Below are 13,511 nucleotides of genomic sequence, written 5' to 3'. Positions count from 1 at the left end.
TTTAAGATTCAAAATGATATGTCCAATAAGGTTCAACATCTAAGAAACTTTGTGTTTCGCCACCAACTTCTGGACTGGCAAGTTGTTTTAAGAATGGGCCTGTTTGAGAAGCGTGGGCTTCAAACGCTTTTAATTTAAGATCTCTAAATTCACTAATGTCATTTAAGATATCAGGTTCACCTAAGATATCAGGTGCATCATTACTAAAGGCAACAAGTTGTAATCTTGGACGTGCTTCTTTAGGCATGCGTCCTACAGTTCTAACGACTGCTTCGGCTGTTGCTTCATGGTCAGGGTGTACTGCAAATTTAGGATAGAACGAAATAATCACAGATGGATTCGTTTCTTCAATCAAATTCTTCACCATATCGTCTATTTGTTCATGCGGTTCAAATTCAACTGTTTTATCACGTAATCCCATCTTACGTAAATCAGTAATACCAATGATTTTCATGGCTTCTTCTAATTCACGTTCGCGAATATCAGGTAGTGTTTCTCTTGTAGCAAAAGGGGGATTCCCTAAATTACGTCCCATTTGACCTAATGTAAGACATGCATACGTTACTGGCACGCCATTATTTATATAGCTTGCAATGGTTCCAGCTGATGAGAAGGTTTCATCATCAGGATGTGGAAATATCATTAACACGTGTCTTTCGTCTTTCATGAATAAGCCTCCTCTATACTGTAAATGGCTTTTCACTGATTTCGATTGTGGCAGCCAATTGTCCCTCGTAGTTAAATCCTGCAATTAAAAATTCATTGTTATCATTGATTTCATAATGTGTTAGTCCTTGCACATAAACCCAACCGCCATCGCGAAGTTTTAATCCAACACGGTATGGATCTTTTTCTCCACCTTTAAGTTGTGCGTGTTCATATGTGACTTGTATATTTCTTAAAAATGTTCCCGCATTAAAGACACGTTGATCGAAATGGTTCGCATACGCACCATTAGTCGTTTCAACGTGTAGGTATACAGGTTTATTTTCGAATGTTGATAATAATCGTTGTACTTCTTCAGCGTTAATGAGTTCCAACACTTTCACTCCTTGCAACCATACAATATGTTTATCTATTTATTTTACTAAAAAGATAGGATTAATTGTACATCTATGCTCAATTTATTTAGAAAAAATAGTAAAAATACCTTTAAAAAGTTGAATTACAACGTTCGTTTTCAAGAAATAAAAGTAGCTAGAATATTTAAAACAATGTGTATCGTTTAAAAAAACATGAGACGGGTAGACTATGGAGTGTGAAAGATAAAATATAGAACTGAAGAAAAAGTACACTTTAGTAATGAAAGGATGTTTGCATTGGAATTACAATTAGCAATCGATTTATTAAACAAAGAGGAAGCAGCAGAATTAGCTAAAAAAGTTGAGGAATATGTAGATATCGTAGAAATAGGTACACCAATCGTTATCAACGAAGGTTTACCAGCAGTTCAACATTTAGATGAAAATATTAACAATGCCAAAGTATTAGCTGACCTTAAAATTATGGACGCAGCAGACTACGAAGTAAGCCAAGCAATTAAATTTGGTGCGGATGTAGTTACAATCTTAGGTGTAGCTGAGGATGCTTCAATCAAAGCAGCAGTTGAAGAAGCACATAAACATGACAAACAATTATTAGTTGATATGATCGCAGTTCAAGATTTAGAAAAACGTGCCAAAGAATTAGACGAAATGGGTGCTGACTATATTGCAGTGCATACTGGTTATGACTTACAAGCTGAAGGTCAATCACCATTAGATAGTTTACGTACAGTTAAATCAGTTATTAAAAATTCTAAAGTCGCTGTAGCTGGTGGTATTAAACCAGATACAATTAAAGATATTGTGGCGGAACAACCTGACTTAGTTATCGTTGGTGGCGGTATCGCTAACGCTGATGATCCAGTCGAAGCAGCTAAACAATGTCGTGACGCGATTGAAGGTAAGTAATCATGTCTCAATTTACAAATTATAAATTAATTCTTGATGAATTAGATCGTACATTATCACACGTGCAAGACGAGCAATATGATCGTTTTGCCAATGATGTGAATGGTGCACAAAGAATCTTCACTGCCGGTAAAGGTCGTTCTGGCTTTATGGCGAATAGTTTCGCAATGCGACTTAATCAACTCGGTAAAGAAGCATTTGTAGTAGGCGAATCAACAACGCCATCTATCAAAGAACATGATTTGTTCGTTATTTTATCTGGTTCAGGGTCAACTGAGCATTTACGTTTATTAGCTGAAAAGGCGCAATCAGTAGGTGCTAAAGTTGTGTTATTAACAACAAATCCTGAATCTGCAATTGGCGAGTTAGCCGAAACGGTGATTGAATTACCAGCAGGTACAAAATACGATGTTGAAGGTTCTGAACAACCGTTAGGTAGCTTGTTTGAGCAATCTTCATTATTGTTCTTAGATAGCGTCGTATTAGGCTTAATGGGAACATTTGATATAAGTGAAGAAGAAATGCAAAGTAATCATGCAAATTTAGAATAATTAAAATAGCATAAACCTTTGGAATAAATTTAATAGTGTAGTTGATAGAACTGAGAAGACGTTTATATTAAACTTTTCTCAATTGGAGATACCTTTGCGGGGGTGAGATAATGAATGCATTGTCTCACTCCCGAATTTTTTATAATATATATTAAAATAACGCTTATATTGAGGTGGATGACATTTGAAATATAATCATTATATTTTTGATTTTGATGGTACTTTAGGTGATTCTATGGCTTGTAGTATTGTGGCGACACAACAAGCTTTTAAAGCATTCGGGCTTGATATACCTACAGAACAAGATATCACATATTATATGGGCATTCCGATAGAGGTTTCTTTTCTGAAAATGAGTCAACGTACGCTAAGTGAGGAAGAATTAGAACAGTTATTAACGTTATTTAGACAAAAATACAAAGCATATGAAACACAATATTTAAAACCATTTAAGCATATAGCAGAGGTGCTACGATTATTAGTTGAAGCGGATAAGACATTATTTGTCGTTTCTAGTAAGAAGACTGAGGTATTGATACGTAACTTAGAAAGTATAGGACTTTATCAATATATAACTGAAGCGATAGGTTCTGACAAAGTGAAAGCCTATAAACCTAATCCAGATGGTATTCTAACGATAGTGAATAAATACGACTTAGAACTAAAGCAATCAGTATATATTGGCGATGCTATTTTTGACATTCAAATGGCGAAAGCAGCAGGTGTCGATTCAATAGCGGTAACGTGGGGCTCACATAGTAAAGAAGATTTATCAAAGGAACATCCGAGTTACATCATTGAAGATCCTACAGAACTAACACGTTTATAAATCACATAGTATTAATAGATGAGTCACTACACAATTAATGCTAACATTATAAATGATAAAGTTGACATTAGGGAGAGGTGTTATATGCTAGACATTTTAAAGAACATTCAACATTACGCGAAAGAACAACCGAACGCAATTGCACTGCAATTTGACGATGATGTCTTAACTTATGAACATTTACATCATGAGATGAATAAAGCACAATCACACTTTCCTGAATTACAAGCAGGGACGCGCGTAGGTTTATTAAGTGATGAACCGATGATTAATATGATTTATTACTTTACGATACAAATGATAGGCGGGGTGCCATGTTTTTTAGATGCCAATTGGTCATCCACGGTGATTAATGAACTTATCGATACCTATCATATTGAATACGTATTAGAAGCAGACGCTACGATAACACCAACCTCAGTATACGGAGCAAGTGCGCAATATATTGATGACCCATCTCAAGTTAAAGGCCTATTACATATTGGTTTTACTTCAGGGACGACAGGGCTACCTAAGGCATATTATCGTAACGAATCATCGTGGATTGCTTCTTATGCTGAAAATGAAAAACTCTTACAACAAAATGAAACTGTACTTGCTGCACCAGGTCCACTAGCGCATTCTTTATCTTTATATACATGTATCTATGCTTTATATTCAGGTAGACATTTTATTGGTCAACATCATTTCGATGCCCAATACCTTGCGCACTATATTCAGAAAGTAAATCAACCTACAGCATTATTTCTAGTGCCTACTATGTTGTACAAATTGACACATATCGACATGCCATTAAATCAACTTACATCGATACTGAGCAGTGGCGCAAAACTATCAACGCAATTATTTAAACGTGTCACACATCAATTTTCTAATGCGAATGTCATTGAATTCTTTGGAACATCGGAAGCAAGTTTTATTAGTTACAATTTTAATCAAACCGCACCAACTGACTCGGTAGGCACTATTTTCCCCAATGTCACAATTCAATTAAAAGATCAAGATGTGAATGGTATCGGCGAGTTAGAAGTTAAAAGTAATATGACATTCTCTGGTTATGTTAATCGGCATATTGTTACAGCTGATTCGTGGATTGAAACTGGGGATTATGCATACATAAAAGATGATCAACTTTATTTAGTAAGTCGCAAAAGTGAGCGACTTATTATTGGTGGTAAGAATGTTTATCCTAATGCGATTGAACAACAAGTAAAGGCGCTTGAAGGTATAGAAGAAGCGATAGTGATTGGGGAACCGCACCATCGCTTTGGTGAGATTGCGGTATTGTTATATTTAGGGAATCGCGAACTTGATTATGCGACGTTAAGGCGCTATTTACAACAAACATTATCTCGATATGAGGTACCTTCGAAACTTGTGAAAGTGAATACGTTGCCTTTTACCAATAGTGGCAAAGTTGCGCGAAGCAAGGTTCGTACGCTTTATTTAAAGGGGGCGTTTCATTCGTGAAAGAAGCAGTCATAGTGTGGGCTAAGCGGACACCGTTTGGTAAATACGGTGGGGCGTTAAGACATTTGGAACCTGAAGCGTTATTGTTACCACTTTTTCAAAAAATAAAAGAAACATTTCCTGAAGCAATGGCACAGTTAGATGATGTCGTGCTAGGCAATGTGGTAGGGAATGGTGGTAATATTGCGAGGAAGGCACTCTTGGAGGCTGGTATCACACATAGTGTGCCGGGTGTAACGGTGGACCGTCAATGTGGTTCAGGACTTGAAAGTATAATCTATGCGTGTCGAATGGTGCAATGCGGTGCTGGGCGTGTTTATATTGTTGGGGGCGTAGAGAGTACGAGTCGAGCACCATGGAAGATTAAGCGTCCGCAATCAGTATATGAATCACAGTTACCTGAATTTTATGAGCGGGCGTCATTTGCACCTGAAGGGCAAGATCCAAGTATGATTGAAGCGGCTGAGAATGTGGCACAATATTATGGTGTTGGACGTGAAGCGCAGGATGCATTTGCGATTCGTAGTCACCGTTTAGCGACTCAGCATTTCGATAATGGAGATATTTGTCATGAGATTGTTCCGTTAACAGTAAAAGGACACTATTTTGATAGGGATGAGAGTATCAAACCTACACTTTCTGAACAACGATTAGCAAGGTTACGCCCACTAATGCCAGGTGGCACGGTAACAGCTGGTAATTGTTGTATGAAGAATGATGGCGCGGGATTAGCGCTAGTCATGGATAAAACGTTTGCGGAAGAACTAGGGATTACAACAGGGATGGTATTTAAGGGAGCCGTGACAACGGGTGTTGATCCAACAATGCTAGGTATTGGACCGGTGCCAGCAGTTTCACAATTATTGCAGCAATTTGATTTAAATAGTAAAGATATTGATGCTGTTGAAATCAATGAGGCATTTGCTTCTCAAGTACTAGCCTCTATAAATGAGTTGCATCTAAGCGAAGAGATTGTCAACCAATGGGGTGGTGCGATTGCCTCAGGTCATCCTTACAGTGCTAGTGGTGTGGCTTTAGTTGCACGTCTTTTTAACATGCCTTCTTGGCAATTAAGTGTTGCTACAATGGGCATCGGAGGAGGTATGGGTAATGCAGTACTCTTTGAAAAGTGGAGACAGTGAAAGACGAAATGTTATATTTAATCAACATGAAGTACGTCAATATTGTAAGATTATAGGTCGTATCTATGATGGCACTGTCCCACCATTAATGTGTGCACAATTATGGCCGGAATTTGAAATGTTTCAAGCATTTATAGGTGAGCGAATTAAGTTGGCACGCACGGAAGTTAAAAAGTATGAAAATTTAGAAAGTGACATACAATATTGTGCATACTTAACGCATAAAAGTTTTAATAAGGTAAAGCAATTTGACCAATATATCTTCGAATTGAAAATAAATAAAAATTACAAAACATGCATGATTATCGAACAATTATTTATTGGAGAGGGTAATGCAAATGAGGTTTGATGCACAAATAGTAGGACAATATTTGAGTGTGGTTAATGATTATAATCCACTTCATAAAGACATCGTTCCAGGACAACTTATTGTAGAAAAAGCGTTTTTAGCTTGTAATGTAGCATGGGATGATTACAAGGTGAAATATGTCCGAACTACTGATATCAATGAATCTATAGACTGTCATATGCCTGAAGATAATGAAATAATTGTTTCAAATAAATATGGCGGGGTAAAACTAGTTATAATTAATAATTGATAAAAAAATTAATTCTTAATTATAACTTTTTTTGCGTTTATTAAAACTTTGAAAACGCATACATACATTTATTGTTAAATTCTGTTAAATGAATAATATTGTATTTTTAGTTTTATTTTACTTTTAACAAGTTTGACATCATACATTAGTACTGTATAATTATGTAACATAAATAGAAGGAGTGTTACAGGTCATGGATTTTAAAAAAGATAGAATTAACATGGTCGATGGTCAAACTGCGAAGAAAACAGTATTCGCAACGGGTATCGGTAATGCCATGGAGTGGTTCGACTTTGGTGTATATGCTTATACAACGTCTTATATCGGTGCCAATTTCTTTTCACCGGTTTCGAACCCTCAAATTCAACAAATATTTACTTTTGCCGCGTTAGCAATTGCCTTCCTATTACGACCAATAGGCGGGATAGTGTTTGGTATTATTGGCGATAAATTCGGGCGTAAAGTTGTATTAACAACAACAATCATCTTAATGGCCTTATCAACATTAACAATCGGTATATTACCAAACTACGATATGATAGGTTTATGGGCGCCAGCACTCTTGTTACTCGCTAGGGTATTACAAGGCTTCTCTACTGGTGGGGAATATGCAGGTGCAATGACATACATCGCTGAAATTTCACCAGATAAGAAACGTAATAGATTAGGTAGTGGTCTTGAAATTGGTACACTATCAGGTTACATCGCTGCTTCAATCATGATTGCATTATTAAGTTTCTTCTTAAATGATGCGCAAATGCAAGCATGGGGTTGGAGAATTCCATTTATCTTAGGTTTATTCCTTGGTCTATTTGGACTTTACTTACGTCGTAGACTTGAAGAATCTCCAATTTATGAAAATGATGTAGAAACACCAGCACGTGATACAATTGGTTTCTTTACAATCATTAGATATTACTTCAAAGATATCCTAGTATGTTTCGTAGCAGTTGTGTTCTTTAACGTAACAAACTACACAGTAACAGCCTACTTGCCAACATACTTAGGACAAATCGTTAAAATTGACGAAACAACAACAAGTGTATTAATTACATGTGTCATGGCCGTTATGATTCCATTAGCATTATTCTTCGGTAAATTAGCCGATAAAATCGGTGAGAAGAAAGTATTCTTAATTGGTACAGGAGGTCTTACACTTTTAAGTATCGTTGCATTTAGTTTATTAAACACAAAATCATTACCATTTATTATTTTAGGTGTATTTATTTTAGGTTTCTTCTTATCAACATACGAAGCAACTATGCCTGGTTCTTTACCAACAATGTTCTTTACACATATTAGATATCGTACATTAGCGGTAACATTCAACATTTCAGTATCATTATTTGGTGGTACAACACCATTAGTAAACTCTTGGTTAGTTGAATCAACAGGCAATATATACGCACCAGCGTATTATTTAACTGCTATTAGTATCATTGGCTTTATCGTGATAGCGTTACTGCACGTAAGCACTGCAGGTAAATCACTTAAAGGTTCGTATCCAAATGTGGACAATAAAGAAGATCTTGAATATTATGAAACGCATCCTAAAAAAGCCTTATGGTGGATTAAAGTTAAGAAAAATAAAAACAAGAATGCTTAATTACACTTTCAAGCACATTGATGAAATCAAATCGTCAATGTGCTTTTTGTTTTTTTGAAAAATATTTTTATCCAAAAAATTTAAATTGTAAATTAATTTATCATTACATGTGTAAAGGTATATAAAAAAATGTAATAATTGTAATATTTTGTAAAATAATGTAATATTACTTTCGAAAGATACTTTAAACTTTTAAAGGAGGTTAATGATGAATTTAATTTCAAAGCGTTTATTAGCAGGTACTTTAGCAGTTGGAGTTACACTTGGATCAGGCGCAAGTACACACGTTTTATCTCACAATGAAGCACATGCAGCAACGCAACCGTACTACACTTATAAAGGCTATACTTCTTCACAAAGTAAGTTTGTTTTAGATAAAAACTTTATTAATGCATTGAAATATGACAATTTTAAATTGAATGGATATAAAATTACAGAAAATAGTAAAAATAATGCAAAAAATAAAGAATTGTATGATCAACAATTTTATTTAGCAAGTAAAGGAAAAGCAGATGGTGTTTGGTTTAATTTAGCAAAAGGTGCGGTTTCTAAAAAAGATATATTAAAAGCCTATGGGAATCCCAATAAAAAACCAATAGCTTCGCCTCATGGAATGGAATACCAATATCAAATCGGCACAAAAACAGTTAAATTTATAATTGATAGAGGTTATGTTAACGAAGTAGGCATACACAATGGGATGTCATAATAATTGAAAAAATTCATTTATTTAATAAAAACATAGCGTCAATGTTAGTTAGGCTCAAAGTTACTCTCTAAGCTTCCAAGGGGGGACAATCCTTGGCTAACATTGACGCTATTTTAATAAGGTGAGTTTAGGAATGATTAATGACTTTTTAAGCTACTTAGTGTTAGGGGGCGTAAGTACTTAAAAATTCAATTTAGGAATAATTCATCTGTTTGAATTCTCAATTTGGAAAACACAATTTCTGTACTTCTTGATGTGTAAATGACTTAATAACTTAGTCTCATATTATCAAGGTCACTTTCTAGTAGAGAGAGCAATTTATAGATTTCGTTCTTGTTAAATGTTTCATCGAATTTTACCGTAATCGTCTTGAAGGTTCTTGTGATAATTTCGTACATTGGGATACCATTCTCTATATTTTGCTTGTAGATAATCAATGATGTGTAATTCCTCCTTTGTCTCTCTACACTTAATATAGTAAAGCATTTTTTATAGAAATACATGAGCCCCTAGTACCAACTTTATGTACAACGTATATCCGATATTTATCTACGACTAAATACCTAGTCATCTTTTTAATAAATTAAGCCATATTTTCGTACGGAATTATAAGCACTTTTTAATTGAATGCGTACTACTTTATCAGCGAATTCAAGCTCAGTCATACTACTTTCTATATTGCATATTGCAATTTTTGTAATTTAATATAAAAACCTCCTTACCAATAAACTTAAATAATAATTGGTAAAGAGGTTAATAAAAGTAATTTTTAATTTTAAAGTTAGCGTTCACCTTTGAATAGTTTTACAAATCTATCTGGACTATCTTGTCCTAAGCAAATATCTAAAATCTCGTGTGATTCTTGTTGTTCTTCTTCACTTCTTGGGAACGTACGGCTTTCATAATCTTTAATTACATCGTCGATATCATCATAATTGTTAGCGATACCTTCTGCTAATTCTGCAGCATCTAACATTGCTAAGTTAGCACCTTCACCAGATGGTGCTATTAAGTGTGCAGCATCACCAATTAAAGTTACGCCTGATTTTGGTTCCCAACGATGTTTATCAGGAAGGGCATTAATTTTTCTAGCAACAATATCTGAATCTGATTCAGTTAATAATGCCATAATTTCAGGTGCCCAACCTTTAAATTCAGCTGCAACTGTATCGATTGTTTCTTTTTTATTTGAAAAATCAATGCTATTAATCCATTCTAAGTCACGGTTCATCTGAATGTAGGTATGAATAATGTTGTTCGCTTCACGATGTGCTACAAAGCCTTTTCCTGGAGATAATGCATACATTGCACCTTGTCCTACTGCTTTAGCTGTTTCAGGGTGGTTATAATCTACATCATGTAAATATGTTTCGATAAATGTTGTGCCGACATAGTCTGGCGTTACGTCTGTTAATAATTTACGGACTTTAGACCAAGCGCCATCAGCACCAATTAATTTATTTGTAGTGACAGAACTATCATCTCTGAATACAACTTTATATTGGCCTTGTTGAATTTCTTCGATATGGTCTACTTTCTTATTCCACTCAATTGTTTCTTCTGGAAGAGAATCGAGTAACATTTGACGTAAGTCACCGCGTAATACTTCGGGACGACCATTACTTTCATCAGCAGGTACATCTAAAAGTAGCTCGCCATTTGAATTTAAGATACGTGCTGCGTCTGCACCTTCATGAATAATAGAATGGAATTCATCCATAAGATTAGCTTTTTCTAAAGCAACTTGACCATTATATTCATGAATGTCTAATTGTCCACCTTGTGTACGAGCAGCAGGTGACGGATCTGCTTCATATACTTTAGAAGGAATACCATTTACATATAATACTCTCGCTAATGTTAAACCTCCGATACCGCCACCAATAATCGTTATCGGTGCTTTTACTTCTGTGTCTTTATTTAATTCACTCATCATATAAACTCCTTAATTTAAAAACATTTCAATTCACTCATAGTTTACGCCGAATAGCTAATTGTTAAACATATTTCGCCTTTTAAAATATATTGAGTCAAAGTTAAATAATAGAAAAAAGCTTTTAATCACAAATAACAAGTCTCTTTCAAGTACTTGTAAAGTGATTAAAAGCTAATTGTTTATATTAACATTGATTATTCAATTATTGATAAAATATTATGATGTTTAAACTTCTGTTACCTCTACATCAATATGTTCTACACGATTATATGCACCGTGGTCTACAGGACCTACAAAGTCATTCATTTTCCAACCATTTTTAATAGCTGAAGCAACAAAAGCTTTTGCACTAATAACAGCATCTTTAGGTGATTTGCCATTAGCTAAGTAGGCAGTAGTAGCTGCAGCAAATGTACAACCAGCACCGTGGTTATAACTTTGTTGGAACATGTCTGTAGTTAATTGATAGAATGTGTTGCCATCATAGTATAAGTCGTAAGATTTATCTTGATCTAATGCTTTACCGCCTTTAATAATAACGTGTTTCGCACCTTGATTATAAATAATTTCAGCAGCTTTCTTCATATCTTCGATAGAAGTTAATTTGCCTAAGCCAGAAAGTTGTCCAGCTTCAAATAAGTTTGGTGTTACTACAGTTGCTTTTGGTAATAAATATTCAATCATTGCGTCAGTATTTCCTGGGTTAAGTACTTCGTCTTCACCTTTACATACCATAACAGGGTCAACTACGAAATATTGTGCACCTGATTGTTCAAATGCTTCGCCAGCACGTTTAATGATTTCCTGAGTACCTAACATACCCGTTTTAATAGCATCTGGACCAATTGAAATAGCAGTTTCAAGTTGTTTCTCAAATAAATCCATTGGAAGCGGCGTCACATCATGTGACCAAGTTTCTTTATCCATTGTTACGACAGCAGTTAATGCCACCATGCCATAAGTATCTAATTCTTGAAATGTTTTAAGGTCCGCTTGCATACCAGCTCCCGCACTAGTATCTGAACCTGCAATTGTTAAAACTTTCTTTAAAGCCATATACATTCACTCCCGACAGTTTGTAATTCTATTGCTTATCATATCACGTTTTTTACGCTACTTGCTAGCTTGAAGTTATGAACAAAATCAATAACTGATTCGCTTTGCATTATGTTAAAATATGGCATGAGGTGAAAGCGATGGAATGGTCAGACATATTTCATGACATTACAGAACGACATGATTTTAAAGCGATGCATGATTTTCTAGAAAAAGAATATACGACGCAAATCGTCTATCCAGATAGAGAAAATATTTATCAAGCGTTTGATTTAACGCCGTTTGACGATATTAAAGTAGTGATCTTAGGACAAGATCCTTATCATGGACCGAATCAAGCCCATGGTTTAGCGTTCTCTGTGCAACCTAATGCTAAATTTCCGCCTTCTTTAAGAAACATGTACCAAGAATTAGAAGATGATGTTGGATGTCATCGAACATCACCACATCTACAAGATTGGGCACGTGAGGGTGTGTTACTTTTAAATACAGTATTGACGGTGCGTCAAGGAGAAGCACATTCGCATAAAGATATTGGCTGGGAAATATTTACTGATGAAGTGATTAAGGCCATTTCGGAATATAGAGACGATGTAGTGTTTATATTGTGGGGGAAACCTGCACAGCAAAAGGTTAAATTAATTGATACATCGAAACATTATATTATTAAATCACCACATCCTAGTCCTTTATCTGCCTATCGAGGTTTCTTCGGTTCTAAGCCATATTCAAAAGCTAATGAATATCTTGAATCTAAAGGTAAAACACCGATAAATTGGTGTGAAAGTGAGGAAGCTTAGATGAATAAAGAACAAATCATTCAATTGATTGAACAAGAGTTGGTACAAGCAGATGAAGCAGTGGATGATCAACAATTTGAAAAACATATGTATACGATTCATACATTAACATCGTTATTTGCCAATGCAGGTGGACGTATGCCATTACGTCAAACTAAAAAACATGACTTCACAGATACTGTGTCGTCAGGGTCTTCATTTTCAAAAAATAATCATATCGCAAATAGCCAGGGTACAAGTTCTACAAATACGCAGAAAAGTTCTAAAGTAACAGCAGCTGAAATTGAGGCCATGGGTGGTAAAGTGCCGAATACGATGAAATCATCACAACATAATCAGTTACCTTCGAATACAATGGTAACTGACGATGAAATTGGTAACGGGGAGTCAATATTTGATTTCTAAATTGAGTAAGGAGAATGAATTGAAATGATGAAATTATTTATTATATTAGGAGCATTATGCACAATGATGTCAGTAGGTACTGGCGCATTTGGTGCACATGGGTTAGAAGGAAAGTTATCTGATAAATATATGTCTGTTTGGGAAAAAGCGGTGAACTATCAAATGTATCACGGTCTTGGACTTTTAATCATTGGTGTGATTGGTGGTACAACCTCTATTAATGTGAACTGGGCAGGTTGGCTTATATTCTTAGGTGTCGTCTTCTTTAGCGGTTCATTATATATTTTAGCGTTAACTCAAATTCGTATTTTGGGTGCGATAACACCTATTGGTGGCGTATTATTTATCGCTGGCTGGTTAATGTTAATAATTTCTACATTTAAATTTGTAGGTTAAACAATACAAATTTAAATTATATAAAAATTCAAAATGATTTATTTGAAAATAGTGTTATAT

17 protein-coding genes are annotated in these 13,511 nt (G+C 35.1%); 12 read left to right on the top strand and 5 right to left on the bottom strand.

Going from position 1 to position 13,511, the window contains the following annotated elements; translation table 11 throughout:
• Position 1: 1 nt before the first annotated feature.
• Positions 2 to 667, bottom strand: a complete 666-nt coding sequence (bshB2, locus tag HYI43_10905) for a bacillithiol biosynthesis deacetylase BshB2 (protein ID UDI79043.1) — start codon at positions 665 to 667, stop codon at positions 2 to 4.
• A gap of 13 nt (positions 668 to 680) precedes the next feature.
• Positions 681 to 1,043 (bottom strand): YojF family protein, encoded by a 363-nt coding sequence (locus HYI43_10900; protein UDI79042.1) that lies wholly within the window; start codon positions 1,041 to 1,043, stop codon positions 681 to 683.
• Positions 1,044 to 1,319: 276 nt separating this feature from the next.
• Here HYI43_10900 and hxlA point away from each other — a divergent pair, with 276 nt between their 5' ends.
• From hxlA to HYI43_10855, 9 genes are all read left to right on the top strand, one after another.
• The gene (gene hxlA, locus HYI43_10895; protein UDI79041.1) at positions 1,320 to 1,952 is read left to right on the top strand and encodes a 3-hexulose-6-phosphate synthase; all 633 of its coding nucleotides are present in this window, start codon (positions 1,320 to 1,322) and stop codon (positions 1,950 to 1,952) included.
• A gap of 2 nt (positions 1,953 to 1,954) precedes the next feature.
• Positions 1,955 to 2,503: a 6-phospho-3-hexuloisomerase gene (gene hxlB, locus HYI43_10890; GenBank protein UDI79040.1), complete on the top strand. Its 549-nt coding sequence runs from the start codon at positions 1,955 to 1,957 to the stop codon at positions 2,501 to 2,503.
• Positions 2,504 to 2,687: 184 nt separating this feature from the next.
• On the top strand, positions 2,688 to 3,332 hold the full coding sequence (locus HYI43_10885) for an HAD family hydrolase (GenBank protein ID UDI79039.1): 645 nt from the start codon (positions 2,688 to 2,690) through the stop codon (positions 3,330 to 3,332).
• A gap of 84 nt (positions 3,333 to 3,416) precedes the next feature.
• Positions 3,417 to 4,802, top strand: coding sequence for an AMP-binding protein (locus HYI43_10880; protein UDI79038.1), 1,386 nt, complete (start codon positions 3,417 to 3,419; stop codon positions 4,800 to 4,802).
• Entirely contained in the window at positions 4,799 to 5,944 is a 1,146-nt protein-coding gene (locus HYI43_10875) for a thiolase family protein (GenBank protein UDI79037.1), read from the top strand. Before HYI43_10880 ends, HYI43_10875 begins: the two co-directional genes overlap by 4 nt.
• A complete protein-coding gene (locus tag HYI43_10870) occupies positions 5,913 to 6,293 on the top strand; it encodes a protein VraC (protein UDI79036.1) in 381 nt (126 codons plus the stop codon). The genes HYI43_10875 and HYI43_10870 overlap by 32 nt, the downstream gene beginning before the upstream one ends.
• Positions 6,283 to 6,543, top strand: coding sequence for a hypothetical protein (locus tag HYI43_10865; GenBank protein UDI79304.1), 261 nt, complete (start codon positions 6,283 to 6,285; stop codon positions 6,541 to 6,543). Before HYI43_10870 ends, HYI43_10865 begins: the two co-directional genes overlap by 11 nt.
• Before the next feature lie 193 nt (positions 6,544 to 6,736).
• A complete protein-coding gene (locus HYI43_10860; GenBank protein ID UDI79035.1) occupies positions 6,737 to 8,149 on the top strand; it encodes an MFS transporter in 1,413 nt (470 codons plus the stop codon).
• A gap of 208 nt (positions 8,150 to 8,357) precedes the next feature.
• Positions 8,358 to 8,858, top strand: a complete 501-nt coding sequence (locus HYI43_10855; GenBank protein UDI79034.1) for a hypothetical protein — start codon at positions 8,358 to 8,360, stop codon at positions 8,856 to 8,858.
• A 266-nt stretch (positions 8,859 to 9,124) separates the two neighbouring features.
• On the opposite strand, the gene vraX is transcribed toward HYI43_10855, so the two are convergent.
• The 3 genes from vraX to thiD all read right to left on the bottom strand — a co-directional run bounded on the left by vraX (position 9,125) and on the right by thiD (position 11,850).
• On the bottom strand, positions 9,125 to 9,295 hold the full coding sequence (gene vraX / locus HYI43_10850) for a C1q-binding complement inhibitor VraX (GenBank protein ID UDI79033.1): 171 nt from the start codon (positions 9,293 to 9,295) through the stop codon (positions 9,125 to 9,127).
• Between the two features lie 344 nt (positions 9,296 to 9,639).
• Positions 9,640 to 10,791: an FAD-dependent monooxygenase gene (locus HYI43_10845; protein ID UDI79032.1), complete on the bottom strand. Its 1,152-nt coding sequence runs from the start codon at positions 10,789 to 10,791 to the stop codon at positions 9,640 to 9,642.
• Positions 10,792 to 11,019: 228 nt separating this feature from the next.
• Positions 11,020 to 11,850 (bottom strand): bifunctional hydroxymethylpyrimidine kinase/phosphomethylpyrimidine kinase, encoded by an 831-nt coding sequence (gene thiD, locus HYI43_10840; GenBank protein ID UDI79031.1) that lies wholly within the window; start codon positions 11,848 to 11,850, stop codon positions 11,020 to 11,022.
• A 140-nt stretch (positions 11,851 to 11,990) separates the two neighbouring features.
• On the opposite strand from thiD, the gene HYI43_10835 reads away from it, so the two are divergent.
• The 3 genes from HYI43_10835 to HYI43_10825 are packed head-to-tail and all read left to right on the top strand — an operon-like array spanning position 11,991 to position 13,451.
• Positions 11,991 to 12,650, top strand: a complete 660-nt coding sequence (locus tag HYI43_10835; protein UDI79030.1) for a uracil-DNA glycosylase — start codon at positions 11,991 to 11,993, stop codon at positions 12,648 to 12,650.
• A complete protein-coding gene (locus tag HYI43_10830; protein ID UDI79029.1) occupies positions 12,651 to 13,055 on the top strand; it encodes a DUF5327 family protein in 405 nt (134 codons plus the stop codon).
• A 27-nt stretch (positions 13,056 to 13,082) separates the two neighbouring features.
• Positions 13,083 to 13,451 (top strand): DUF423 domain-containing protein, encoded by a 369-nt coding sequence (locus HYI43_10825; GenBank protein UDI79303.1) that lies wholly within the window; start codon positions 13,083 to 13,085, stop codon positions 13,449 to 13,451.
• The last annotated feature ends 60 nt before the right edge of the window (positions 13,452 to 13,511 follow it).

Origin of the sequence: Staphylococcus taiwanensis (genome assembly GCA_020544305.1) — a bacterium.
Taxonomy (GTDB): Bacteria; Bacillota; Bacilli; order Staphylococcales; family Staphylococcaceae; genus Staphylococcus; species Staphylococcus taiwanensis.
This window is presented reverse-complemented; position numbering and strand designations above follow the sequence as displayed.